The following is a 23690-nucleotide window of genomic DNA, read 5'->3' as shown; positions in this document are numbered from 1 at the left end:
AGGTTGGGAGGAGGAAGTCTGAACGGCGTCACTTGACGCCGGTCATGGTAATACCGGCGATGAAGTGCCGTCGTGCGAGGAGGAAGCACAGCACCATCGGCGCGGTAATCAGTGTGGCGCCCGCCATCAGCGCACCATAATTCGCGCCGGATTCGACATCGGCGAAAAGCATCATGCCAAGCGGCGGCGGGGCGAGATTGGTGTCGGAGACCACGATCATCGGCCAATACAGGTCGTTCCAGTGGGCAACGAGCGAGAAGATCGAGAAGGCGGCGAGCGAAGGCAACGACCCGCGAAGGACCAGTCCCCAGCAAATCTCCATTTCCGAGAACCCGTCCATGCGGGCAGCCTCAATGATTTCATTCGGATAGCTGCGGAAGGACTGGTTGAACAGGAAGATAGCGAAGACCGAAAGGAAGAACGGCATCATCATCGCGAAATAGGTATTCAGAAGTTCCGTCTTGGCCAGACCAACGAAAAGCGGCAATGCAAGCGCCTGAATGGGAACGCAGAGCGCCGCAATAACGAGGCCCAGCAGCAGCTTGCGGCCCGGGAACCGGAGCTTTGCCAGCGCATAGGCAGCCGGAACCGATGTCAGCACCTGCACGACGAGAATGCCGACGCAGACAATGACGCCGTTCAGCATGAAACGCGCCATCGGCACCTGACCTGCCGCCCGGGCGTAATTATCGACAGCGTCGAATTTTTGCGGGATCGGCCAGAGCGAGACATCGAAGATTTCCGCCGGCGAGCGGATCGAGGTCAACACCATCCAGTAGAACGGCAGGAGCATCACGAAAGCGCCCAGCGCAAGCACGAGATGCGGGAAATATTTGCGCAATGCTGCCATCAGTAGTGCACCTTCCGGTCCATGTGCAGCGTCTGGCCGATAGACAGGACCAGCACGATCGCGAGGAAGATAATCGTCAGCGCGGCGGCATAACCGGTGTTGGAATATTCGAAACCTTCGAGATAAAGATCGAACAGCAGGGTTTCCGATCCGAAGCGGCCCTTGGTCAACACAGCCACCGTCTCGAACACCTTGAAGGCCGAAATGGAGGTGGTGACCACCACGAACATGGTCGTCGGCCCAAGCATCGGCCAGGTCACGGTCAGGAACCGGTCGACCGGGTTCTTGGCGCCATCCAGCCGCGCCGCCTCGTGCAGATCCTTCGAAATGGCCGTGAGGCCGGCAAGGAACAGCACCATGTTGAACCCGAGGATCTGCCAGACGCCCATCAGCGCCATGGTGGGAATGAGGAGTACGGGATTGGAGAGGAAGGCGACCGGTTCGAGACCAAGCCATTTGATCGCCGCATTCACCGGACCAAGCGAAGGGTGCAGCAGGAACTGCCACACGGTCGCCATGGCGACGAGTGTTGCGGTGACGGGGAGAAAATAAGCCACTTCCCAGAAAGCGCGGCTGCGCTTGCGGTTATATACGAGCAAAGCCACACCGAGCGCCAGAAAGACGCCGAAGGGAATGACGATGAGCGCATAGATGGCTGTGTTGGCTAGGGCGCGCAGAAAAACCGGATCCTGAAACGCCTTGACGAAGTTTCCAAGACCGACAAAGCGGGTGGAGAGCGAACCCAGCTGGTAATCGGTGACGGAAAAACCGGCCAGAACGAGCATCGGAACAATATAGATCGCCAGAAGCAGCAGGCTTGCGGGGGCTGCGAACATCAGGCCGCGCCAGATCATCCGCCGGTCCGCCTTCGACAGCCGCGGGCGAGCCTTCGCCCGTGCAGCCGAGGAGAAATCAACCGCCGTCATGCCGGCACCCGTTCGCGCACCGTCACCTTGCGACGCAGGCCATCGGCCGCGAAGAGATGCGCGCGTTCCGGTGCAAAGCCGAGATTCATGACGCCATTCGCATCGGCACCCAGGGCCTCGCCCGCGACTTGACGCAGGGTGATGGCGACGGTCTCGTCGCTCAGCAGGCGGCAGCTCACGAAACGATCGGCGCCGTGGGTTTCACTGCGCACCACGCGCACGGCAAAACCTTCTTCGCCCGGGCGCAGGTCTTCGGCACGAAGGCCGAGCGTCGCCGGGCCGGCATCACGGCCGGCACCTTCAATAGCAAGATCGCGTCCAAAAGCCGTGATCTTGCCCTGCGCATCGATTTCGACCGGCAGCAGGTTGATCGATGGCGTGCCGATAAAACGCGCGACCGTCAGCGTCGCGGGCTTGCGGTAAAGCTCGTCCGGCGTGCCCAGCTGCTCGATGCGGCCTTCCGACATCAGGGCGATACGGTCGGACATGGTCATGGCTTCGATCTGGTCAGGGGTGACGTAGATGAAGGTTGCCCCAAGCCGGCGGTGCAGGCCCGCCAGTTCCTCACGCATATGGGCGCGAAGTTTCGCATCGAGGTTGGAAAGCGGCTCGTCCATCAGGAAGGCTGCAGGCGAACGCACCAGCGCCCGGGCGAGCGCCACACGCTGACGCTGGCCGCCGGAAAGCTGCGCCGGCTTGCGATCCAGCAGATGCGCGATCTGCAGCGTCTCGGCCGCCTGTTCAACGGCGGCATCGATCTGCTTCAATGTTTCAGCAGGCGCTGCAAAACGTCCAATCAGTGGCAGGCGAGCAGCGAAAGGCAGGCGCCGCATCCTGAGCGGCGTCGCGATGTTCTGGCGCACGCTCATATGCGGATAAAGGGCGTAAGACTGGAAAACCATCGCCAGATTGCGATCGCTCGGATCAACCTCTGTCACATCCTGCTCGCCGATCGAAACCGAACCGCGATCCGGCGTTTCCAGACCCGCAATGATACGCAACAGCGTGGACTTGCCGCAGCCCGACATACCAACGAGGGACAAAAACTCGCCTGGGCGGATTGAGAGATCGATCTCTTTCAGAACATCATCGGCCCCGAAGCCTTTGCCGATGCCCGAAAGTTCAAGTGATTGTGGCGTCATTCTGCGCTCCTTTTCTGGAGCGCATATGCTTTTATTGTATGACAATATGACGAAGGTTCGGGGAAAGTTCGATGACACTCGAAAGCCCGGAAATGTCGGGTGATCGGAAAACCTTGCTGTGTAGGCCTCTACCCAAAACCACTAATATTGGGGGATATTTCCGAATATTCCCGGTGCTTGTTTATAGACTGAGAAACCAGCCTTGAGACACCGATTTATACGGCGGCGAGAATCACATGCGCCTGAATTTTGGCGGCAACCTCACCGCCGCCATGGCGCGCTTCAATGGCCGCGGCGACGTAGTCTGTCGCGGCATCCAGCTTCCCCGGAGCCCTTGCCTCGATCTCCGTCCGCAGAACAGTTCCCTGACAATAAGCGACAGCTGGAATACGCGGCGAAGAGGCGCGGCCTTGCATCGCCACCGTCTCGATCGTCACGCGCGAAAACCCGGCATCCTCCAGTTCACGGCGGATCACGGCCACATCATGATAACCATGCGGGGTACGGGCCATGAAGCACGGCGGATCATCGGGGAACAGGCGTGCCAAGGCGTTCGTCACATCATTCGCGAAGTGGTTTTCCTCGATGCGATCCCAGACGTTGAATAAATAATGCCCACCGGGCTTCAGCACCCGCTTTGCCTCTCGATAGGCCGACGGGCGATCACCGAAAAACATCGCACCGAACTGGCAGAAGACGAGGTCGAAAACAGTGTTTTCAAAAGGCAGGGTCTGGGCGTCCGCCTGTTGCCATCTTATGCGGTGATCCGGCGCCTGCCGCGACGCGGCAAAATCGAGCATAGGTTGATTGAGATCGGTCACCACATAGTTTGCGGCAGGCAATAATCGGGGAGCCAGTTCGCGCGTGACGGCACCGGTTCCCGCAGCAATCTCCAGAATATTAATCGGCATCAAAGCCGCCGCCCGTCGCGCCAGATCAGTGGCGAACGGCGCAAAAATCAACGGCACCATATAGCGGTCGTAATGTTCCGGAATCGAACCTGCAAATACCTTGTCCGCTTCCAACATGGCTTTCACCCCGGGCCATCTGATGACCGGATGATTTTAACATATATTCGGAAGGTTCGGAATTCGTTCGGTCCTGCCGGGTGTCGCAGCGGCCGAAGCATCTGGCGGAACGGACTTACCGTTTCAAGCCACATGGCGAGCGAGAAACATCGCGTGTTTCAGGACCTGTTTTTAGGAAAGGAAATGGCGCACCCGAAGAGATTCGAACTCCTGACCCCCAGATTCGTAGTCTGGTGCTCTATCCAGCTGAGCTACGGGTGCGTGCCGTTCCGGTCGTTTCCGGTGGCGTGGCGATCCTCTAAAACGTCCTCATTCCGAATGCAAGCGATTTCGTTTGGAAATTGTCATTTTTCCGCAGCAATTCCTGTATCCTGTTGATTATATTGAAAATTCCATGCGCCTCATTTTCCACGGGCCTGAGACCATGTCCATTCCGGCGGAGATAATGATTTCACGGGCCTGCTGCGGTGCGGGTTTTTCAGGCGGTTCTGGCGGCCTGCACGGAGGCGGCGCGGTCGGCGATTTCAATGCGGAACTGCGTGCCGGGACCGGGCTTTTCGACGAGCGCGATGGTGCCGCCATGGGCGAGCACGAGTTCGCGGGCAATGACCAGCCCGAGGCCCGTGCCGCCGGAGCGGGCCGAACCCCGGAAAGCGGAAAACAGGTTCTCCTTGGCCTTGCGCGGCATTCCCGGCCCATTGTCGTCGATGACGATGCTGACGACGCTGCCGGCTCTCTGGGCCAGGATGGAAAGGTGCCTCGGCGCGGCATTTGTGGCATCGGACTGCAGAGCCTGGACGGCATTGCGACAGAGATTATGGATGACCCGGAAAAGCTGTTCGGAATCCGCATCGATCGTGAGATCCGGGGGGACGCTGTCGTGAAACTCGATACCGCTGTCGGGATCGAGCGCCAGAATGTCGCGTACGTCCCGCACCAGAAGGCTCAACTGCACCATCTTGCGTTTCGGCGCGCCTTCGGTCGCCTGGCCATAGGCTAGAACCTCGCCCGTATAGGCCACGGCGCGGTCGATGGTGCGTAGCAGTTTCGGCGCGAAGCTCCTGACCATCGGGTCCTTGGCATCCACAAGCCGGTCGGACATCAGCTGCGCGGAGGAGAGGATGTTGCGCATGTCATGGTTGATCTTCGACACCGCAAGGCCGAGATCCACAAGGTTCTTCTGCTGGCGCAGGGTTTTCTGCAGTTCGGTCTGCATATCCGCAAGATGGCGGCCCGCAACCGACAGTTCGTCCGTCCCCTCCTCGGGCACGAAAATCCGCTCGGGATTGCCTGGATCCTCGGAGAAATTCTGCATGCCGAGCGTCAGCCGGCGTATCGGCCGGATCATGATGCGGTTGATGGAGATGAATATCAGGCCGGCCGTGATCAGCGACAGGACGATGGAAATCAGGAAAACGTTGCGGGCATAGGCAAGCATCGCCGCCCGCAGCTTGTTTTCGCCCAGCACCAGTTCGATGATGGTATCGCTGTCGCCCACCACATCGAAGACGCGGATGACGCGGTTGCCGCCGAACAGCAGGGTGGAGAAGGCATCCCGCACCGCCGCCACCTGCGAAACATCGGAAAGATCATATTGCTCGTCGACACCGGGCGGTGTTTCCGCCACTGCGAGCAGGCGCGAGGTGCCGTCCTTTCGCAGCGCGATAAGCTTTGCCCCGGTTGCCATCAGCGTGTCGTTCTGCACGCTTCGCGGCAGTTCGGCCTGCAGGCCATCAATCACCGCGCCGGCGGCGGCGGCCGTATTCAGACGGTCCTGCAGCCAGGAAAGACGCATATTGGCGACGGAAGGCACGAAGATCAGCACTTCGGCGATCATCACGAAAATGACCGTGAGCAGCAGCAGCCGTCCGGAAAGACCGGCGGTCAATCCCGGCATGCAGTGCACCGGATCGTCTTGCGTGCGGTCCAAGCTGTCTACGCCTTTAGAAAACACCGGGCCATGATCCTGTATGCGCGCCGCTGCTTGCGTGGAACGGCTCGGTTTATATGCAGCGACGATAATAGGACCTAATGGATATTTTTCCAATGCGCTGCAAAACAAACGTTTTCATTGCCGGAAAACAAACGCCGCCCGAAAAGGGCGGCGTTCGCAGCGTAAGCCTGTTTGAAGCGGAACTGCAGGTCGCCTAGAATTCCTGCCAGTCGCCATGCGCCGGTGCTGCAGCGGGCTGGGCATTGAGTGCACGACTGACGCTGTTCATCAATTTGCGGGCCGGGGACGCCACCGCCGCCGTCCTGCCGGAGACCGCAACCGGTCCGGTGGATGCCGTTACCGGTCTTGCGGGCTGCTCGAAACGGTGGCTGTGCTGCACATTTTCGGCGCCAACATTGAAACGAGTCACCAGCGTCACGAGATGATCCGCCTCGCTGCTCAGCTTGTGGGTTGCGGCCGAGGTCTCCTCCACCATGGCAGCATTGCGCTGCGTCACCTGATCCATCTGGTTGATGGCGGTATTCACCTCGTGCAGACCGGTGGACTGCTCCCTGGCCGCCGTGGCGATCGAATGGATGTGCTCATTGATCGCCAGAACGCGGGTCTCGATCTCGCTCAGTGCGCTGCCGGTTTTCTGCACCAGCGACACGCCGCGTCCGACCTCCTGGCCGGATTTGGTGATCAGCGCCTTGATGTCCTTCGCAGCCGTTGCGGAACGCTGCGCCAGTTCCCGCACTTCCTGCGCGACGACGGCGAAGCCCTTGCCGGCCTCGCCGGCACGTGCCGCTTCCACGCCTGCGTTCAGCGCGAGAAGGTTCGTCTGGAAGGCGATCTCGTCAATGACGTTGATGATCTGGCTGATTTCACGCGAGGCATGCTCGATGCGATCCATGGCGGAGACGGCATCGCGCACGACACTGGCGGATTCCTCCGTCTTCTGCTTGGTTTCGGCAACCATGGCGCTGGCTTCCTGCGCACGGTCGGTGGAATTGCGGACGACGGCGGTGATTTCGTCCAGTGCGGCGGAGGTTTCCTCCAGCGCCGCAGCCTGCTGTTCCGTCCGCTTCGACAGGTCGTCGGCCGCCGAGCGCAGTTCGCTTGCGTTGCCGCTGATGCCTTCCGTGCTGCCGCGCACCTCCCTCATTGTCTCGCGCAGCTTGGTCAGCGTCTGGTTGACGTTCTCCTGGAGTTCGCCGAACACGCCGCGGAACTCGCCGTCCATCCTCTCCGTCAGATCACCCCGCGCCAGACCTTCAATGACGCGGCTGGTCTCGGATACGCCGTTATGGACCCCCGTGAGGAGCGAATTGATCGTCGCGGCGAAACGATTGAGGTTTTCGTCGCCATAATCCTTGTTGATGCGGCGGCTGAAATCGCCCTGGGCCGCAGCGTCGACGACGACGGCCATGCCGGCCTGCAGGTCGTCGCTCTTGGCGCGCATGGCGGTCTCCTGCGCATTCATGCGGCGCACCTCGCGGCCGTTGTTCTTGAAGACCTCGACGGCGGCAGCCATTTCGCCGATCTCGTCGTTGCGGCCGAGATAGGGGACTTCCGCGTCCAGATTTCCATCGGCCACCGCATTCATCACCTGCGAAACCCGGCGGATGGGCGCGCTGAGCTGCCGCGTTCCGATGTAGAGACCGAAGGCGGCTCCCGCGCCGACACCTGCAACCGTCACCGCGACGATCGCCCAGAATATGGCGGTGCTGAAAGAATCCATTCCTGCCTTTACGACTTCCAGTTCGGCAATGTCGTTTTTCACGACACCATCGATCTCCGCCTGATAGGCCTTGCGGTTGGCGCGGTTCGCCTCATTGTTGCCCTGCTGGGCGGCTGCCTGCGGCCCGCTCTCCTTCGCCAGTCGGACAGTCTCCAGACGGAAGGTCCGGAATTCCTTGGACCGGCCGACAAGCTTGTCGAAACTCGCCCGCTGTTCCGCCGGCACGAGCGGAGCCCAGCTGGCAATCAGCTTTTCCATGGCATCGAGGTTTTTGACCATGCCGTCGGCAAAGGGGGTGGCTGCGGCCACATCGGCTGCCGCATAGACACCACGCGCCTCCATGACGACCGCCGTCACCAGACGGTTAAGCGCCTCACCCTTGTAGGCCCTTTCGGCAGCTTCCTCGAAATGATGCGACCGGACCCGGAATTCGTTGATCGCATAGATGGACAGCCCGCCGATGGTGCAGGCAACAAGGCTCATAAGCCCGACAAGTAGATTGATACGACCGCGAATTCTCAATTTCGTTCCCCCAACAAAAACCAGCCGCGCAATGAAAATGGGAAGCTGGCATAACTTTTCGCGTCACAAGATTTATCAATGCGGCGTTAAGAAAGAATTTCGGATTTTATCGATTGCGCGTCGGAATCAGCCTCTATAGGCAGTCGGCGAAGGAGATTGCGGTGCGTTTTCCGCAAAAGGTGAACCGCGAAAACCCCTTCGGCAATTGACTTTGCTCGGCCTATGCCCTTATAAGCCGCGCACGCTCGGCCATTGAAAGCTCGCCCAGGCGGGGTTAGCCGTGCAAAAAACGAAACGCTCTTGCAAATAATTGCAAATTCAAGAAGGGCCGCACACCGCGGTATTAAATAAATGTCGAAGCGTACTTACCAACCGTCCAAGCTTGTTCGCAAGCGTCGTCATGGTTTCCGTGCCCGCATGGCTACCGCCGGCGGCCGCAAGGTTCTCGCAGCCCGCCGTGCGCGCGGCCGCGCACGTCTGTCGGCTTAATTGCCGAGCCTGTGGCCCGATGAAAGTCGTGGGCACATGAGCAAGACTGAAAAACACCCCGGCCGGCTTAAAAACCGGTCGGAGTTTCTTGCCGTTCAGGCGGGGGAAAAACGGCGGGGAAGCACCTTTCTTCTGGAAGTGCTTGACCGGAAAGCCCCGGAAACCGAGCCTCGCGTCGGTTTTACCGTAACAAAAAGACAAGGCAACGCGGTCGAGCGAAATCGCATGCGCCGCCGTCTCAGGGAAGCCGTCAGGCTTTCTGCCGGGGTCGCAATGAAGCCCGGTCATGACTATGTGATTGTCGCCCGCAGGGATGTGCTCGATACAGCCTTCCCGAAACTTCAGTCTCTCCTTGCCGAGCGCATTGAAGGAACGGCGAAACCGAAACGGTCCCAGGAGACCCGCTCCAGGAAAGAATGATGGAAAAGAACCGCAATTACTTCATCGCGATAGCCCTTTCGGTTGTCATCGTCCTCGCCTGGCAATTCCTTTACATGAATCCGCGTATCGAGCAGCAGCGCCGCGCCGAAGAGGCCCGCCAGGCGCAGCAGCAGCAGACGACGCAGCAACAGCAGCCGGCACCCGGTGCCGCGCCGGGTGCAGCCGTCGAAGGCACCCCGCCCGCCTCTTCGCCGCAGACCGCCGCAACGGCGACCCGTGAAGAGTCAATTGCAAGAACCCAGCGTGTGGCCATCGACACCAACGCCATCGCCGGTTCGATCAATCTCGCCGGCGCCCGTTTCGATGACATCCGGCTCAAGGATTACCATGAGACCGTTGATGACTCGAGCCCGATCATCACGCTGTTCTCGCCCTCCGACACCAAGGACGGCTACTTCACCGAACTCGGTTTTGTTGCTGCACAGGAAGTCGGCGGCGTTCCCGGTCCGACCACCGTCTGGACGCTGGCAAGCGGCGAGAAGCTGACGGAAACCACCCCGGTCACCCTCACCTACACCAATTCCAAGGGCGTGATTTTCTCCCGTACGATTTCGATCGACGAGCATTACATGATCTCGGTCGCCGACAAGGTCGAGAACCCGGGACAGGCTGCGGTCTCCTTCGCCACCTATGGCCGCGTGACGCGCAACAACAAGCCGGCCATCCCGCCCGTCTTCGTCATCCATGAAGGCTTTCTCGGCGTTTCGGGCAAAGACGGCAGCCTGACGGAAGAAAAATACAAGGATGTTGAAGAAGCACCGGTAACTATTGCCAAGGCAACCGGCGGCTGGCTCGGCATTACTGACAAATATTGGGCTGCTGCCATCGTTCCGCCGCAGACAACGCCGTTCGAAACCCGCTTTTCGCATATCACCGGCAATCAGCCGAGCTATCAGGCGGATTTCAAGAGCGACACGATGACGGTCGAGCCCGGCCAGTCCATCGAGCTGAAGAGCCTTGTCTTCGCCGGCGCCAAGGAAGTGCCGCTGGTCGACCGCTATGAAAAAGAATATTCCATTCCGAAGTTCGACCTTCTGATCGACTGGGGCTGGTTCTACTTCATCACCAAGCCGATGTTCAAAATGATGGATTTCTTCTTCCGTTATTTTGGCAATTTCGGCGTGGCCATCCTGCTCACCACCATCGTCGTCAAGGCGCTCTTCTTCCCGCTCGCCAGCAAGCAATATGCTTCCATGGCGAACATGAAGCGCGTGCAGCCGAAGATGGAGGAGCTGAAGGCCAAGCATGGCGATGACCGCATGGCCATGCAGCAGGCGATGATGCAGCTCTACAAGGAAGAGAAGATCAATCCGGTTGCCGGCTGCTGGCCGATGCTTCTGCAGATTCCGGTCTTCTTCGCGCTCTACAAGGTCATCTACGTCACCATCGAAATGCGGCATGCACCGTTCTTCGGCTGGATTCACGACCTTTCCGCGCCCGATCCGACATCGCTCTTCAACCTGTTCGGCCTTCTGCCTTACGACGTGCCGCATTTCCTGATGATCGGCGTCTGGCCGCTGGTCATGGGCATCACCATGTTCCTGCAGATGCGCATGAACCCGACGCCGCCCGATCCGACGCAGGCAATGATCTTCAACTGGATGCCGCTGATCTTCACCTTCATGCTGGCCTCCTTCCCGGCCGGTCTGGTCATCTACTGGGCATGGAACAATACGCTCTCCATCACCCAGCAGGCCGTCATCATGAAGCGCCAGGGCGCCAAGATCGAGCTGTTCGATAATATCAAGGGGCTGTTCAAGCGAAAGCCGGTGCAATCGAAATGAGTGAGACCGGCACGGCAACCGAAAAGCCCCTGTTCGGGCGACCCTGGATTTTCATTCGCGGCGTTCCCGCAATGAAATTCCTGCCGCCCGAAGGCCCGCCGGAGATTGCCTTCGCCGGTCGTTCGAATGTCGGCAAGTCCTCGCTCATCAATGCGCTGGTGGGCCACAAGGGGCTTGCCCGCACGTCCAACACGCCCGGACGCACGCAGGAACTCAACTACTTCGTTCCGGATGGTTATTCCGGCGAAGCGGGCGACCTGCCGCCGATGGCGCTGGTCGACATGCCCGGTTACGGTTATGCGCAGGCCCCCAAGGATCATGTTGACGCCTGGACGAAGCTTGTCTTCGATTATCTGCGCGGCCGTGCGACGCTGAAGCGCGTTTACGTGCTGATCGATTCCCGCCATGGCGTGAAAAAGAATGACGAGGAGGTTCTGACCCTGCTCGACAAGGCCGCCGTGTCCTACCAGATCGTGCTGACGAAGACGGACAAGATCAAGGATGTCGGCGTTCCGCGGCTGATCGGCGAAACGCTGGAAAAAATCCGCAAGCGCCCTGCCGCCTATCCGGAAGTTCTCGCCACGTCCTCGGAAAAATCATTCGGGCTGGATAGCCTGCGGGCCGAGATCGTCAGAACGATCTCCCTTTGAGAGGCGCGCCCCTCAGGCGATAGTGAAAAGCAGAACGGCGGTCCACAGCATCGCCGTCAGTGCCAGAAGACGCCAGAAGCGCACCGAATGCCAGACCTCCGAAAGCATGGCTGCGAACATGCTGCCACCGCGCAGCGGCTGGCTCCTGAATGGCAGGCCGGAGCGGTTTGGATCCCGTTCCAGCGGCGCGGCGACGGTCGCATTTTCGCGGTTTTCGGTTTCCGCCAGATTGTCCCGCCAGCGCCTGACCATGGCCGCGAACTGGCGGTCACGTTTGATGCGTTTGGCAAGCTCCGCCATGCTTTCCGGCGGCAAGGCACCCAGCACATATTCGCCCGCAAGGACTTCGTCCCGCAAACCGCTTTGCTTGTCTCGATCGGGTGCCGTCATGTGGCCTCTCGCTCCTCGGTCGTTCAGGTCAGCATCGCTTGCGCGGCGCGCGACATCTTCTGTCGCCCTGAATTAACCCCTCCCCTTTCCCCTGCAAGGCTGGTCCCATTGGGCCTTTATGTCAATCGCATTACAGGGCCCGGAACGCCAAAAAAAAGAAATTTGACTGCTGCCGACACAATAAGGCCGAGAGGTTATTTCATCCGTCAAAGACTTGCTTTAGAGCGGTGACAGGCTCTCAACAGCCGCAACCACAGACCGAGGTTTTTAGATGACGTCTTCCGAAAGCGAAACTCAGGCGCGGCTGCTCGCACAGGCTCTGCCTTTTATGCAGAAATACGAGAACAAGACCATCGTGGTGAAATATGGCGGCCACGCCATGGGGGATTCCACACTCGGCAAGGCTTTCGCGGAAGACATCGCGCTGTTGAAGCAATCAGGCATAAACCCGATCGTCGTGCATGGCGGCGGCCCGCAGATCGGCGCGATGCTGACCAAGATGGGCATCGAATCGAAGTTCGAGGGCGGCCTTCGCGTTACCGACGCCAAGACGGTCGAGATCGTCGAAATGGTTCTGGCCGGATCGATCAACAAGGAAATCGTCGCCCTCATCAACCAGACGGGTGAATGGGCGATCGGCCTGTGCGGCAAGGACGGTAACATGGTCTTCGCCGAAAAGGCGAAAAAGACCGTCATCGATCCTGACAGCAATATCGAACGTGTGCTCGATCTCGGCTTCGTCGGCGAAGTCACCGAAGTCGACCGCACCCTGCTCGACCTGCTCGCCAAGTCGGAAATGATCCCGGTCATCGCCCCGGTCGCGCCTGGCCGCGATGGCGCCACCTACAATATCAACGCCGATACCTTCGCCGGCGCGATTGCGGGCGCGCTTCACGCCTCGCGTCTGCTGTTTCTCACCGACGTTCCCGGCGTTCTCGACAAGAACAAGGAACTCATCAAGGAACTCACCGTCTCGCAGGCGCGTGCGCTCATCAAGGACGGCACGATTTCCGGTGGCATGATCCCGAAGGTCGAGACCTGCATCGACGCCATCAAGGCCGGTGTTCAGGGCGTGGTGATCCTCAACGGCAAGACGCCCCATTCCGTCCTTCTGGAAATCTTCACGGAAGGCGCCGGCACGCTCATCGTGCCCTGATGTGCTTCAGGTGGCGGACGGCAAGCCTGTCCGCCACGACAGGCCTTCAACCGAATGCCAGAAGCGACAGCACACCCACCACAATCAGCAGGCAACCGGAGAGTTCGAGCCGGTTGATCTTCTCCTTGAAGAAGAGCACGGTCGAGGCGAAGGCGAAGAGCATCTCCACCTGCGCCAGCGCCTTCACCACGGCGGCCTGCTGCAGGGTCATCGCCGTGAACCAGCCGAATGAGGCCGTGGCGCCCACGAAACCGACAGCAAGCGACGGTTTCCAAACCTTGGCGATACGCCGCAATTCTTCCCGCTCGCGCCAGATGATCCACAGGAACATCGACACCGTCTGCATGACGATGACGACGACGAGCGTGAAGCCCGCCTGCATCATCGCGTCCGGAACGGGAAGGCTCGGCGCAAGCGCGAGCGATGCCGATCGGTAGGCAACCGACGACAGGCCGAAGAAAGCGCCTGAGGCGAGGCCGATGACCGCCGTCCGGCTGAAGATCGAGGTCAGGAAGGAAGCGGGCGTGACTTCCGTGCGTGCCACCGAAATCAGCATGACACCGGCGACCGAGATGGCGATAGCAGCCAATGTGCCGCCATTGACGCTTTCACCGATGAAGATAAGCGCGAACAGTGCCGCCTGCGCCGGCTCTGTGCGGGAATAGGCCGTTCCCACTGCAAAGTTGCGGAAGGAGAACAGGTGCACCAGCAGGAACGTGGCGGCAATTTGCGCCATGGCCCCGACCGTCGCCCACAAAGCGAAGGACATGTTGGGCACTGGGAGCGGGCGACCGAGCCCGAAATGCAGAAAAGCGAGATAGGCGAGAGCGAAGGGCATGCCGAACACGAAGCGCACAAAGGTCGCGCCCGTGGTGCCCATCATGCCCTTGAGGTGCTTTTGCAGGGTCGAGCGCAGGTTCTGCAAGAACGCGCTTGCGAAAGTAATGCCTATCCAGAGTTCCATGGCTTTGGCGGTATCATGCGCCGGAGGCCGCAGCCAAGCCCGATTTTCTGGTCAATCGTCGTCTTTTCGATTTTCTTCGGCATTCGAAACGGGCATAAAGCAGCCCATGGACACAAAGCCGAAAAACCTGCCCGAAGCCGCCGATTTCGACCATGTGAGCGAATGGGTCTTCGATCTCGACAACACGCTCTATCCGCATCACATCAATCTGTTTTCGCAGATCGATCGAAACATGACGGCCTATGTGGCGGAGCTTCTGAAGCTTGACCCCGAGGAAGCCCGGGCGCTGCAGAAACGGTATTATCACGACCACGGCACGACGCTGCAGGGCCTGATGATCCATTACGGCATCAGCCCGGACGAGTTTCTGGAACGCGCCCATGCCATAGATTATTCGGCACTGAAACCGCATCCGGAACTTGGTGAGGCAATCAAGGCTTTGCCCGGTCGCAAGTTCATCCTCACCAATGGCAGCGTGAAACACGCGCAGGCCGCCGCCGGCGCGCTCGGTGTTCTCGATCACTTCGAGGATATTTTCGATATCGTCGCCGCAGGCTATCTGCCTAAACCAGCTAGCGCGACCTATGAGAAATTCGCCGCACTTGCGAAACTCGACACGAAAAAAGCCGCCATGTTCGAGGATCTGCCGCGCAATCTTGCCGCCCCCAAGGCGCTGGGCATGAAGACCGTGTTGCTCGTGCCTTCAAATCTTGAGGGCGTCATCATGGAACGCTGGGAAATTCCGGCCGTGACAGATGAGCATATCGACTACATCACCGACGACCTGACCGGCTTCCTGACGAAAACCATCACCCGCTGAGCAGCGAACATTACCGAAGCTTCATCCACCTTACGGATGTTTAAGTGGTGAGGCTTGCTGGACGTCACTATCTTTTCTTCAGGGACACCAAAGAAAGGTAATGACGATGACCACACGCAAAATCGCCCTCTCTGCTCTTGGCGCAGCCCTTGTGCTCAGCACGGCCGCAACGGCCACTTTCGCCGCGCCCGGCAAGGGCCACAAGGATCGCATGCCGATCCGGCCGGAAGCGGCTTTCGTTCACCTGCTGAAGGTGGCCGACGCCAACAAGGACGGCAAGATTTCGAAGGAGGAATTCGCCGCCCGTCAGGACGCGCTCTTCACAGAGATCGACAAGGACAAGGACGGCTCGATTACGCCGAAGGAAATCCGCGAATACCGCCAGGCGAAGATGGAAGCCTTCCGCGCCGCCCATCCGCGTCCGGAGCGGGAGGAAGCCAAGGCGGATGAAGGCAAGGGTCCCGAGGGCAAGCGCGCCGAGCGCGAACATGGCGGCCGTCAGGGCTGGGGCAAACATGGCGGCAAGGGTGGAGCCTACGCACTGTTCCGCATGGCCGATACCGACGAGAACGGTCAGGTCAGCAAGGCCGAATTCACCGCCGCCGGCGAAAAGATGTTCGAACGGCTGGACAGGAACAAGGACGGCGTCATCTCCATCGACGACATGCCGGACCGCCCGTTCCTTTGATCCACTAAGCATAAAGCCCGCTCAAAAGCGGGCTTTTTTATTCAATGCAGGCTGACGGTCTTGAGATCGTCTTCGGCAGCCTTGAAAAACGTGCTTGAACGGTTGTCCGTGAGGAGGATCGGCGTACCATCCGCACCGAACAGTGCCCAAAGATCCAATTGCGGATCGAGATCAGGCGCTTCCGGGAAACAGCGGCTGACGTCTTCCGCCCGGATCTTGCGGATATATCCCACTTCTCCTTCGCCGATATGGGCGAGCTGGGATTGGGTGAGACGCGCATGCGCTTCTTTCAAAAGCATATTTCAGCCTCCTTCTTCACGCCGAGCGATTCGTGTCGGATTCTGGCGTTCACGTTCTACTCTGAGACGGAAATATTAATTTTCTTCACCACGTTTGAAATTTCCGGCCGGACCAGATCGATGGAAAGAAGGCCGTTGCGCAGGCGCGCTTCCCTGACCTGCATGCCATCGGCAAGCACGAATACCCGCTGGAACTGGCGCGCTGCGATGCCGCGATAGAGAAAATCGCGCTTCTCCTGTTCCTGCTGTCGTCCCCGAATGACGAGCTGGTTATCGGCCGTCGTCACATCCAGATCGTCCTGCGAAAACCCGGCAACTGCGATGGTGATGCGCAGGCGCTCCGGCACATCTTCGCTGCCGGGCAGGCGCTCTATGTTGTAGGGAGGATAGCCGTCATTGGCCTTCGCCATGCGCTCCAGCGTTTTTTCCATGGCATCAAAACCCAGCAGAAGCGGGTGGGTGAATGGCGTCATGCGGCTCATGTCTCTTCTGTCCTTGCAACCAAGCGACGTTTCGCGGTCCCGCTTCCGGCAACCTTGCCGGTCAATCGCACCGGCCCCAGCAATATGGGAAGCCGAACCACGATGCGCAAGACGAGACGCAGGGCAAAGAGGAGCCGGAGGAATGAGGCTTGACAAGTGAGCACCCGCCGCTCGAAAAAAGCGCTCATCTCAACGGCGGGCAAGACATGGCAGAACGCAGAAAAATCATCATCGACACCGATCCCGGCCAGGACGACGCGGCGGCAATCATGCTCGCTTTCGCAAGCCCGGAGGAAATCGACATTCTCGGATTGTGCGCCGTCGCCGGCAACGTTCCGCTGAAGCTGACCAGCCGCAACATCCGCATCATCTGCGAACTGTGCGGACGTACCGATATTCCAGTCTACGAAGGCGCCGAAAAGCCGCTGGTGCGCAAGCCCATCACCGCCGAACATGTTCACGGCAGCACCGGCCTTGACGGCCCGGTTCTCGACGAACCGTCCATGGAGGCGCAAAAGCAGCACGCGGTCGATTTCATCATCGAGACGGTGATGCGCGAGCCCGCCGGCACGGTAACGCTCTGCACGCTCGGCGCGCTGACTAATGTGGCGCTGGCGCTCCTGAAGGCGCCTGAGATCGCCGATCGAGTCAAGGAACTGGTGATGATGGGCGGCGGCTTCTTCGAGGGCGGCAACATCACGCCGGCAGCGGAATTCAACATCTATGTCGACCCGCAGGCCGCCGACATCGTCTTCCGCTCCGGCATGCCTGTTGTGATGATGCCGCTCGATGTCACCCATCAGTTGCTGACGACCAAGGCCCGGGTCAGCCGCATTCGCGAGATCGGCACACGGCCGGCCATCGCCATGGCGGAAATGCTGGAATTCTTCGAACGCTTCGACATCGAAAAATACGGTTCGGATGGCGGCCCGCTGCATGATCCGAGCGTCATTGCCTATCTCGTCAAACCCGAACTGTTTCAGGGTCGCGAGTGCAACGTCGAAATCGAGGTCCATTCCGAACTGACCATGGGCATGACCGTGGTGGACTGGTGGAATGTTACCGAACGTCCCGCCAATGCCCGCGTTATGCGCAATGTGGATGCCGACGGTTTCTTCGAGTTGCTGACGGAACGTTTAGCCCGTCTCTGACGGAAGCGGACATGAAAAAAAGGGCCGCTGGCGATACCAGCGGCCCTTTTTATTTGAGGCGGAAATGGCGCGTCAGAACTCCGTCCAGTCATCCTGCGCCAGCGCGTTTGCGCCGCTGGTTCTCGGACGGGCGCGTTGCGCGGCCGGGCGGCCCGATGCCTGCGCCGGAGCGGCGGGTGCGCGCATCGCCGCGGCAGTGGCGCGCAATTGCTGGCTGGAATGACCACCGGAAACGGAGAAACCGGCAACGAGCGATTTCAGCGTTTCCGCCTCGCTGTTCAGCGTTACACTCGCCGCGGTAGTTTCTTCCACCATCGCCGCATTCTGCTGGGTAACCTGATCCATCTGGGTAACGGCGGAATTGATCTCCTTCAGACCCACTGCCTGTTCGCTGGCGGAGGCGGAGATCTGCCGTATCAGCTGGTTGATCTGCATAACCTGATCGGCGATCTTTTTCATCGTCTCACCGGCCTTGCCGACCAGCTGGACGCCCTCGCCAACCTGGGTGGCCGAAGTGTTGATGAGGCCCTTGATCTCCTTGGCGGCGGTGGCGGACCGTTGTGCCAGTTCGCGTACTTCCTGCGCGACGACGGCAAAGCCCTTGCCGGCATCACCCGCGCGGGCAGCTTCGACGCCCGCGTTCAGCGCCAGAAGGTTGGTCTGGAAGGCAATCTCGTCGATAACACCGATGATACGGGAAATTTCGGCCGAGGATTGCGCGATGCCTTCCATGGAGTTCACGGCCTGCTGCACGACCTCGCCCGACTTGCCGGCGTCGTCGCAGGCATGGCTGACGGCGCCGGCCGCCTGTGCGGCGTTTTCCGCACTGGAATTGACCTGTGCGGTCAACTCATTGAGGGCGGCAGCGGTTTCCTCCAGGCTTGCGGCCTGCTGTTCCGTGCGGTGCGAAAGATCGCTGGCGGCGCGGGTGATCTCACCCGTACCGTTGCCGATGCTGACGGCGGTTGCGTTGACCGTGGAAACGGTTTCCTCGAGGCTGGCGAGCGCCAAGTTGAAGTCCTCGCGCAGCTTCGCATATTCGCCCGGGAACTCGTCCTCGATGCGGTAGGTGAGATTGCCCTGCGAAAGCGCATTGAGGCCTGCACCCAGCACGCCGACAATGTGCTGCTGCATGCGGCTGTTCTCGTTGCGCTCGAATTCGGATCGCTGGCGCTCCGTCTCGGCGTGACCACGCTGGGCGTCGGCTTCAGCCTCCATCTCGCGGATGCCGGCAAGCTTCGCGCGGAAACCTTCAAGCGCGGTGGCCACGGCGCCCGTTTCATCCCGGCGTTCCTGTCCGGAAACCGGCACATCGTAGCGGCCGTCACTCAGTGTCCTGACATCGGAAACCAGCGAGGCAAGCGGATTGCGAACAAAATAACGCACGGCGAAATAAAGTGCGGTGATGACGGCGGCGAGAATGACAATCGCGCCGATGATCATCATGTAGGTCTGTTCCTGAACCGGTGCGTTCAGGGCCTGATGGGGAATATCCACCAGCACCACCCAGGTCGCGTTGAGGCCGGGAACGGCAAAGGGATAAACGAGACGGTTATAGGGCGCGTCCGTATCAACGCGGAGATTTTCGATGAGGCCCTGCTTGCCTGACGTGATTGCCGCCTGAACGGTGCTTGCTCCGTCTCCGTCATAGGCCTTCATGTTCTGTTCGGGCGTCGGCGGCACCAGCCACTGGCCGCCCTGCGAAACGAGCGTCACGCGGCCGGTCTCGAAAGGATGCAGCGCCTGCAGCTTCTGCGACAGCGAGGCCAGCGAGATATCGACACCAGCCACACCGATCATCTTGCCGTCAGACATGACGGGATAGGCAAGTGACGTCATCGTCGTCGGCACTTCCGTGCCTTCGGCGAGATAGGGCTGCGTGATCGCGCCTTTACCGGATTTGGCGGCAAGCGCATACCATTCCGCCGCATAATCATTCTTGAACGTCGAGAACTGGATTTCGCCCTTCTGGGTTTTCGACCAGTAAGGAGCGAAGGCGCCGGTGGCATTGGTGCCGAGATCGAGCCTGTTGGCGATCTCCATCGTCTGGCCGTCAAAAAGGCCGAGCTGCTCACAGAACCAGCTGCCAAAGGCAAAGGCGTTCTGCTCGACATTGGCCTTCAGGATGTTGACGATGCCGGGGCGATCCATTGATTTCGCCTGATGCGCACGGCCGATGACACCGGCCATGGAGCGTGCGGCGCTGCCGAGTTCACCCACATCAGCGGCGATGACGTTGGCGATGGCGCGCGCTTCGGTATTGGCCTGATCCATGGTCAGCGCGTGCACGCGCTCACTCGTCTGGGAAATGAGGAAGGAATTCGATGCAACGAGAACCGTGGTGATAGCGCAGCCGGTTACGAGGATCAGCTTGGTCGCAAGCGACTTCACTTGGAAATTGAACATTTTGGCCTCGATCAAATCGCCCGCCTGAAAAGGCTGACTTCAACGGATGATAAATCTCCGTCATGGAGGCCCGTCCCCTTGGGACAGTGCGCTGCAGCGCGACGGGGCAAAATTAGAAGAAGATTGCTAATTAAGCCCTAAAATTACTTCGTCGCGCCAAGCATAATCAGTGTTCGTAGTGGGCCGAGATGATTCTCCATGCATCGTCAGCCGTTTCAGCAAAATGCAGAAGATTCATATCTTCAGGCGCAATAGTGCCGAAGTCCGCCAGGAACTCGAAATTGATCACCGATCGCCAGAATTTCTCACCGAACAGGATGAGAGGAATTGGCTCCATGCGCTTCGTCTGGATCAGGGTCAACGCTTCAAACAATTCGTCCAGCGTGCCGAAGCCGCCGGGGAAGATCACCACGGCCTTCGCCCGCATCAGAAAATGCATCTTGCGAATGGCGAAATAGTGGAAGTTGAAGCTCAGCTCCGGTGTCACATAGGGGTTCGGCGCCTGCTCGTGCGGCAGGACGATATTGAGGCCGATGGACGGGCCACCCGCATCGGCCGCACCACGATTGCCCGCTTCCATGACGCCCGGACCGCCGCCGGTGACCACGACATATTCGAGGTGATCCGATTTTGCGGCATAGGCGGTGCAAAGACGGGCAAACTTGCGCGCCTCATCGTAATAGACGGAGGATTGTTCCAGATTGCGCTTTTGCGTCTCGTTGCGCGCCGCCCAGGCTTCGCCGCCGGGTTCGGGAATGCGCGCGCCGCCGAACATGACGACGGTGGATTTTATGCCGCGCTCGGTGAGCGCCATTTCCGTCTTCAGAAGCTCAAGCTGCAACCTGACGGGGCGCAATTCCTCGCGGCAGAGAAAATCCATGTCCACATAGGCGAGGCGATAGGACGGGGAGTCCGACTGCGGTGTTTTTTGAACGACCTCGGCCTGCTGCTTGTCCACAGCACTGCGCTTCAACGGGTCCCATACCCCGTCCTTGCGCCGCAACTTGCCGTTTTTCAGTCGTGTCATTTCCATGCCTTTCGTCTGACGCGCCAAATCACCCAAATCACATTGACGCCTTTCCAACACTCCCTTAGATCAAATGACCAAAGCCTTCCAGCGGCGCGGTACCATCCGTGACCATGAACACCACGCGACTTTAAGGAATTTTCCATGAGCCTTACGGATCTCACCTCCCTCGAAACCATCATCGAAACGGCGTTCGACAACCGCGATAGCGTGAACGTATCGACGAAGGGCGAGGTTCGCGACGCCGTGGACACATCTCTTCAACTTCTCGATAGCGGCAAGGCACGCGTTGCTGAGAAGCAGGCGGATGGAAACTGGAAGGTGAACCAGTGGCTGAAAAAGGCCGTGCTCCTCTCCTTCCGTCTGAACGACATGGAGATCGTGACCGGCGGACCGGGCGAATCCACCTGGTGGGACAAGGTGCCGTCGAAGTTCGAAAACTGGGGTGAAAACCAGTTCCGCGCCGCCGGTTTCCGCGCCGTGCCGAACGCCGTCGTCCGCCGCTCCGCCTATGTGGCCAAGAACGTGGTGCTGATGCCCTCCTTCGTCAATCTCGGCGCCTATGTCGATGAAGGCACGATGGTCGACACCTGGGCGACTGTCGGCTCCTGCGCACAGATCGGCAAGAACGTGCATCTCTCCGGCGGCGTCGGCATTGGCGGCGTTCTGGAACCGCTGCAGGCGGGCCCGACGATCATCGAGGACAATTGCTTCATCGGCGCCCGTTCGGAAGTCGTGGAAGGCTGCATCGTGCGCGAAGGCGCGGTTCTCGGCATGGGCGTCTTCATCGGCAAGTCCACCAAGATCGTCGATCGCGCCACCGGCGAGATCACCTATGGCGAAGTGCCGCCCTATTCCGTCGTCGTTGCCGGCACCATGCCGGGCAAGCCTTTCCCCAACGGCGAGCCGGGCCCGAGCCTCTATTGCGCCGTGATCGTCAAGCGCGTCGATGAAAAGACCCGCTCCAAGACCGGCATCAACGAGCTTCTGCGCGACTGATATAAAGCGACTGCCATGACCACGACCGATCCCGTTGCCAATCTCGCCGCCCTCATCCGTTGCCCTTCGGTGACGCCTGCCGAAGGCGGCGCGCTTTCTTTGCTCGACACCCTGCTTTCGCCGCTCGGCTTCAAGGTAGACAAGATAGTGGCGAGCGAGGCGGGAACGCCTGACGTGGAAAACCTCTATGCCCGGCTCGGCACCGAGGGTCCGCATCTGATGTTTGCGGGCCATACGGATGTCGTTCCCGTGGGCGACGAGGCAGCGTGGAGCCATCCGCCTTTTGCCGCAGAGATTGCCGGTGGCGAAATGTTCGGTCGCGGTGCAGTGGACATGAAGGGCGGCATCGCCTGTTTCGTCGCCGCCATCGCCCGCCATATCGAAAAACATGGCAAGCCGCAGGGTTCCGTTTCCTTCCTGATCACCGGCGACGAGGAAGGTCCGTCGATCAACGGCACCTCCAAACTGCTGGAATGGGCCGCCGCCAAGGGCGAGACGTGGGACGCCTGCGTGGTGGGCGAGCCGACCAATCCCGACCAGCTTGGCGACATGATCAAGATCGGTCGCCGGGGTTCGCTTTCCGGCCGCATCACCGTCCATGGCGTTCAGGGCCATGCTGCTTATCCGCATCTCGCCGACAACCCCATTCGCGGTCTGCTGCAGCTGACCCATGCGCTGATGCATCCGCCCTTCGATCACGGCACGGATGATTTCCAGCCTTCCAATCTGGAAGTGACGACCGTCGACACCGGCAACGCCGCCACCAATGTGATCCCGGCGCGGGCGACAGCGGCCTTCAACATCCGTTTCAACGACACCTGGACAGCAGAAAGCCTGCGCACGGAGATCATCCGCCGCCTCGACGCCGCTGCGGCCGAAGGTGAGCTTCGCCCCGACCGCGCACCGGTGAAATATGAGATCGTCTGGGCCGACCGCCCGTCGCATGTCTTCCTGACGCGGAACAATGCGCTTATCTCGTCGCTCTCAGGCGCGGTTGAAGCCGTTACCGGCAGGGAACCGAAGCTTTCGACCACCGGCGGCACATCCGATGCACGCTTCATCAAGGATTATTGCCCTGTCGTGGAATTCGGCCTCGTCGGGCAGACCATGCATATGGTCGATGAACGCGTGGCCGTTGCCGATCTCGAGACGCTGACGCGCATTTACGAGACCTTTATCGAACGCTGGTTCGCCCATGCCGACGGCAAGTGAAGTAAGGCTCTATCTGACCGGCCTGTGGCTTCTGCTGCTGGGTGACCACAATGGTGCGCGTTATCTTGATCTCTCCGAGCGCGGCATGTGGCGATCCTTCTATTCCGCCCTCTGGTGCCTGCCCGCCATGCTGGTTTCCTGGCTGTGGCTGCGCGCTGCCTTCCTCGCCAGCTATCCGCCCGGCACCGGAACGGGGTTCATCTTCTTCTTCCGTCTGGCGATGGTTGAGGCCATCTGCTGGATCGTGCCGCTGCTTTTGATCGGCATGCTACTATACGCCTTCGGCGCTCGGGAAAAATTCGCGCCGCTCGTCACCACCATGAACTGGCTGTCGCTGCCATTTTCCTATGCCTATGCGGTTCTGATCCTGATCGCGTTCTTCCTGCCGCCGCTGCAAGGACTGATCGCCGTTCTCTGGCTGGCACTGCTTCTATCGCTGGTCTTCGCCTTCTCGCGGATCGTGCGGTTTTTCATCCGCGATCAGTCGCTGCTCGTCTCGGCCATCGTCATGACGCTGCTGGTGCCGGGCATGCTTCTATCGGAAGCGCTGCAGCGTTTTCTCGGTGTCTATCCCGCCTGAGAACTGGCAC

General features: G+C 59.9%; 23 protein-coding genes and 1 tRNA gene. 11 read left to right on the top strand and 13 right to left on the bottom strand.

Going from position 1 to position 23690, the window contains the following annotated elements; genetic code table 11:
• Nucleotides 1-28 precede the first annotated feature (28 nt).
• The 7 genes from ASB65_RS01605 to ASB65_RS01575 form a co-directional block, all read right to left on the bottom strand.
• Entirely contained in the window at nt 29-850 is an 822-nt protein-coding gene (locus ASB65_RS01605) for a carbohydrate ABC transporter permease (protein ID WP_003503652.1), read from the bottom strand.
• Nucleotides 850-1776, bottom strand: a complete 927-nt coding sequence (locus ASB65_RS01600) for a carbohydrate ABC transporter permease (protein ID WP_003503653.1) — start codon at nt 1774-1776, stop codon at nt 850-852. Before ASB65_RS01600 ends, ASB65_RS01605 begins: the two co-directional genes overlap by 1 nt.
• Complete coding sequence (locus tag ASB65_RS01595) at nt 1773-2918, bottom strand: ABC transporter ATP-binding protein (protein WP_060722844.1); 1146 nt, start codon at nt 2916-2918, stop codon at nt 1773-1775. Before ASB65_RS01595 ends, ASB65_RS01600 begins: the two co-directional genes overlap by 4 nt.
• A gap of 215 nt (nt 2919-3133) precedes the next feature.
• Nucleotides 3134-3946 carry a class I SAM-dependent methyltransferase gene (locus ASB65_RS01590; RefSeq protein WP_060722843.1) on the bottom strand — a complete coding sequence of 271 codons (813 nt, stop codon included), beginning with the start codon at nt 3944-3946 and terminating at the stop codon, nt 3134-3136.
• Between the two features lie 184 nt (nt 3947-4130).
• Nucleotides 4131-4207 (bottom strand) — tRNA-Arg (locus ASB65_RS01585).
• Between the two features lie 217 nt (nt 4208-4424).
• Complete coding sequence (locus ASB65_RS01580) at nt 4425-5843, bottom strand: ATP-binding protein (RefSeq protein ID WP_035212580.1); 1419 nt, start codon at nt 5841-5843, stop codon at nt 4425-4427.
• Between the two features lie 250 nt (nt 5844-6093).
• Nucleotides 6094-8142, bottom strand: a complete 2049-nt coding sequence (locus ASB65_RS01575) for a methyl-accepting chemotaxis protein (RefSeq protein ID WP_020811286.1) — start codon at nt 8140-8142, stop codon at nt 6094-6096.
• A gap of 351 nt (nt 8143-8493) precedes the next feature.
• On the opposite strand from ASB65_RS01575, the gene rpmH reads away from it, so the two are divergent.
• The 4 genes from rpmH to yihA are packed head-to-tail and all read left to right on the top strand — an operon-like array spanning nt 8494 to nt 11506.
• Nucleotides 8494-8631, top strand: a complete 138-nt coding sequence (gene rpmH / locus ASB65_RS01570) for a 50S ribosomal protein L34 (protein ID WP_003493611.1) — start codon at nt 8494-8496, stop codon at nt 8629-8631.
• Between the two features lie 36 nt (nt 8632-8667).
• Nucleotides 8668-9051 (top strand): ribonuclease P protein component, encoded by a 384-nt coding sequence (gene rnpA / locus ASB65_RS01565; RefSeq protein ID WP_003503690.1) that lies wholly within the window; start codon nt 8668-8670, stop codon nt 9049-9051.
• Entirely contained in the window at nt 9051-10856 is a 1806-nt protein-coding gene (gene yidC / locus ASB65_RS01560; RefSeq protein WP_035212582.1) for a membrane protein insertase YidC, read from the top strand. Before rnpA ends, yidC begins: the two co-directional genes overlap by 1 nt.
• Nucleotides 10853-11506, top strand: coding sequence for a ribosome biogenesis GTP-binding protein YihA/YsxC (yihA, locus tag ASB65_RS01555; protein WP_003503694.1), 654 nt, complete (start codon nt 10853-10855; stop codon nt 11504-11506). The genes yidC and yihA overlap by 4 nt, the downstream gene beginning before the upstream one ends.
• A gap of 12 nt (nt 11507-11518) precedes the next feature.
• Here yihA and ASB65_RS01550 read toward each other — a convergent pair whose 3' ends face one another.
• Nucleotides 11519-11896, bottom strand: coding sequence for a hypothetical protein (locus ASB65_RS01550; RefSeq protein ID WP_060722842.1), 378 nt, complete (start codon nt 11894-11896; stop codon nt 11519-11521).
• Nucleotides 11897-12167: 271 nt separating this feature from the next.
• Here ASB65_RS01550 and argB point away from each other — a divergent pair, with 271 nt between their 5' ends.
• Nucleotides 12168-13052 (top strand): acetylglutamate kinase, encoded by an 885-nt coding sequence (argB, locus tag ASB65_RS01545; RefSeq protein ID WP_003503698.1) that lies wholly within the window; start codon nt 12168-12170, stop codon nt 13050-13052.
• Nucleotides 13053-13098: 46 nt separating this feature from the next.
• On the opposite strand, the gene ASB65_RS01540 is transcribed toward argB, so the two are convergent.
• Nucleotides 13099-14016, bottom strand: coding sequence for a DMT family transporter (locus ASB65_RS01540; RefSeq protein WP_031234219.1), 918 nt, complete (start codon nt 14014-14016; stop codon nt 13099-13101).
• Between the two features lie 106 nt (nt 14017-14122).
• On the opposite strand from ASB65_RS01540, the gene ASB65_RS01535 reads away from it, so the two are divergent.
• The gene (locus ASB65_RS01535) at nt 14123-14836 is read left to right on the top strand and encodes a pyrimidine 5'-nucleotidase (RefSeq protein WP_060722841.1); all 714 of its coding nucleotides are present in this window, start codon (nt 14123-14125) and stop codon (nt 14834-14836) included.
• A gap of 100 nt (nt 14837-14936) precedes the next feature.
• Complete coding sequence (locus ASB65_RS01530) at nt 14937-15524, top strand: EF-hand domain-containing protein (protein WP_060722840.1); 588 nt, start codon at nt 14937-14939, stop codon at nt 15522-15524.
• Between the two features lie 41 nt (nt 15525-15565).
• Here the strand turns inward: ASB65_RS01530 and ASB65_RS01525 are convergent, their stop codons facing one another.
• Both ASB65_RS01525 and ASB65_RS01520 read right to left on the bottom strand, forming a co-directional pair.
• Nucleotides 15566-15823, bottom strand: coding sequence for a DUF1150 family protein (locus ASB65_RS01525; RefSeq protein ID WP_003503706.1), 258 nt, complete (start codon nt 15821-15823; stop codon nt 15566-15568).
• A gap of 56 nt (nt 15824-15879) precedes the next feature.
• The gene (locus tag ASB65_RS01520; RefSeq protein WP_060722839.1) at nt 15880-16305 is read right to left on the bottom strand and encodes an Hsp20 family protein; all 426 of its coding nucleotides are present in this window, start codon (nt 16303-16305) and stop codon (nt 15880-15882) included.
• A 206-nt stretch (nt 16306-16511) separates the two neighbouring features.
• Here ASB65_RS01520 and ASB65_RS01515 point away from each other — a divergent pair, with 206 nt between their 5' ends.
• Complete coding sequence (locus ASB65_RS01515) at nt 16512-17456, top strand: nucleoside hydrolase (protein WP_060723025.1); 945 nt, start codon at nt 16512-16514, stop codon at nt 17454-17456.
• Between the two features lie 72 nt (nt 17457-17528).
• Here ASB65_RS01515 and ASB65_RS01510 read toward each other — a convergent pair whose 3' ends face one another.
• Together ASB65_RS01510 and ASB65_RS01505 are read right to left on the bottom strand one after the other, a co-directional pair.
• A complete protein-coding gene (locus ASB65_RS01510) occupies nt 17529-19862 on the bottom strand; it encodes a methyl-accepting chemotaxis protein (protein ID WP_060723024.1) in 2334 nt (777 codons plus the stop codon).
• A 166-nt stretch (nt 19863-20028) separates the two neighbouring features.
• Nucleotides 20029-20895: an LOG family protein gene (locus ASB65_RS01505; RefSeq protein ID WP_373426345.1), complete on the bottom strand. Its 867-nt coding sequence runs from the start codon at nt 20893-20895 to the stop codon at nt 20029-20031.
• A gap of 138 nt (nt 20896-21033) precedes the next feature.
• Between ASB65_RS01505 and dapD the strand changes: the two genes are divergently transcribed.
• From dapD to ASB65_RS01490, 3 genes are read left to right on the top strand one after another with little or no spacing between them, the layout of a single operon-like run.
• Nucleotides 21034-21888 (top strand): 2,3,4,5-tetrahydropyridine-2,6-dicarboxylate N-succinyltransferase, encoded by an 855-nt coding sequence (gene dapD, locus ASB65_RS01500; RefSeq protein WP_003503714.1) that lies wholly within the window; start codon nt 21034-21036, stop codon nt 21886-21888.
• Nucleotides 21889-21903: 15 nt separating this feature from the next.
• Nucleotides 21904-23100 carry a succinyl-diaminopimelate desuccinylase gene (dapE, locus tag ASB65_RS01495; RefSeq protein WP_060722838.1) on the top strand — a complete coding sequence of 399 codons (1197 nt, stop codon included), beginning with the start codon at nt 21904-21906 and terminating at the stop codon, nt 23098-23100.
• A complete protein-coding gene (locus ASB65_RS01490) occupies nt 23084-23680 on the top strand; it encodes a hypothetical protein (protein ID WP_020811936.1) in 597 nt (198 codons plus the stop codon). Before dapE ends, ASB65_RS01490 begins: the two co-directional genes overlap by 17 nt.
• The last annotated feature ends 10 nt before the right edge of the window (nt 23681-23690 follow it).

It is taken from the genome of Agrobacterium tumefaciens str. B6 (assembly GCF_001541315.1).
Taxonomy (GTDB): domain Bacteria; phylum Pseudomonadota; class Alphaproteobacteria; order Rhizobiales; family Rhizobiaceae; genus Agrobacterium; species Agrobacterium radiobacter.
Note: the sequence above shows the minus strand (reverse complement) of the source record. Positions and strands in the feature narration are given on the sequence as shown.

Coding starts and splice junctions, on each gene's coding strand:
- ASB65_RS01520 (WP_060722839.1), bottom strand. CDS start 16,305: ATGAGCCGCATGACGCCATTCACCCACCCGCTTCTGCTGGGTTTTGAT.
- yihA (WP_003503694.1), top strand. CDS start 10,853: ATGAGTGAGACCGGCACGGCAACCGAAAAGCCCCTGTTCGGGCGACCC.
- ASB65_RS01550 (WP_060722842.1), bottom strand. CDS start 11,896: ATGACGGCACCCGATCGAGACAAGCAAAGCGGTTTGCGGGACGAAGTC.
- rnpA (WP_003503690.1), top strand. CDS start 8,668: ATGAGCAAGACTGAAAAACACCCCGGCCGGCTTAAAAACCGGTCGGAG.
- ASB65_RS01505 (WP_373426345.1), bottom strand. CDS start 20,895: ATGGAAATGACACGACTGAAAAACGGCAAGTTGCGGCGCAAGGACGGG.
- ASB65_RS01515 (WP_060723025.1), top strand. CDS start 16,512: ATGGCAGAACGCAGAAAAATCATCATCGACACCGATCCCGGCCAGGAC.
- ASB65_RS01600 (WP_003503653.1), bottom strand. CDS start 1,776: ATGACGGCGGTTGATTTCTCCTCGGCTGCACGGGCGAAGGCTCGCCCG.
- ASB65_RS01595 (WP_060722844.1), bottom strand. CDS start 2,918: ATGACGCCACAATCACTTGAACTTTCGGGCATCGGCAAAGGCTTCGGG.
- dapD (WP_003503714.1), top strand. CDS start 21,034: ATGAGCCTTACGGATCTCACCTCCCTCGAAACCATCATCGAAACGGCG.
- rpmH (WP_003493611.1), top strand. CDS start 8,494: ATGTCGAAGCGTACTTACCAACCGTCCAAGCTTGTTCGCAAGCGTCGT.
- ASB65_RS01525 (WP_003503706.1), bottom strand. CDS start 15,823: ATGCTTTTGAAAGAAGCGCATGCGCGTCTCACCCAATCCCAGCTCGCC.
- ASB65_RS01510 (WP_060723024.1), bottom strand. CDS start 19,862: ATGTTCAATTTCCAAGTGAAGTCGCTTGCGACCAAGCTGATCCTCGTA.
- ASB65_RS01540 (WP_031234219.1), bottom strand. CDS start 14,016: ATGGAACTCTGGATAGGCATTACTTTCGCAAGCGCGTTCTTGCAGAAC.
- ASB65_RS01530 (WP_060722840.1), top strand. CDS start 14,937: ATGACGATGACCACACGCAAAATCGCCCTCTCTGCTCTTGGCGCAGCC.
- dapE (WP_060722838.1), top strand. CDS start 21,904: ATGACCACGACCGATCCCGTTGCCAATCTCGCCGCCCTCATCCGTTGC.
- ASB65_RS01590 (WP_060722843.1), bottom strand. CDS start 3,946: ATGTTGGAAGCGGACAAGGTATTTGCAGGTTCGATTCCGGAACATTAC.
- ASB65_RS01605 (WP_003503652.1), bottom strand. CDS start 850: ATGGCAGCATTGCGCAAATATTTCCCGCATCTCGTGCTTGCGCTGGGC.
- ASB65_RS01580 (WP_035212580.1), bottom strand. CDS start 5,843: ATGCCGGGATTGACCGCCGGTCTTTCCGGACGGCTGCTGCTGCTCACG.
- argB (WP_003503698.1), top strand. CDS start 12,168: ATGACGTCTTCCGAAAGCGAAACTCAGGCGCGGCTGCTCGCACAGGCT.
- ASB65_RS01535 (WP_060722841.1), top strand. CDS start 14,123: ATGGACACAAAGCCGAAAAACCTGCCCGAAGCCGCCGATTTCGACCAT.
- yidC (WP_035212582.1), top strand. CDS start 9,051: ATGGAAAAGAACCGCAATTACTTCATCGCGATAGCCCTTTCGGTTGTC.
- ASB65_RS01490 (WP_020811936.1), top strand. CDS start 23,084: ATGCCGACGGCAAGTGAAGTAAGGCTCTATCTGACCGGCCTGTGGCTT.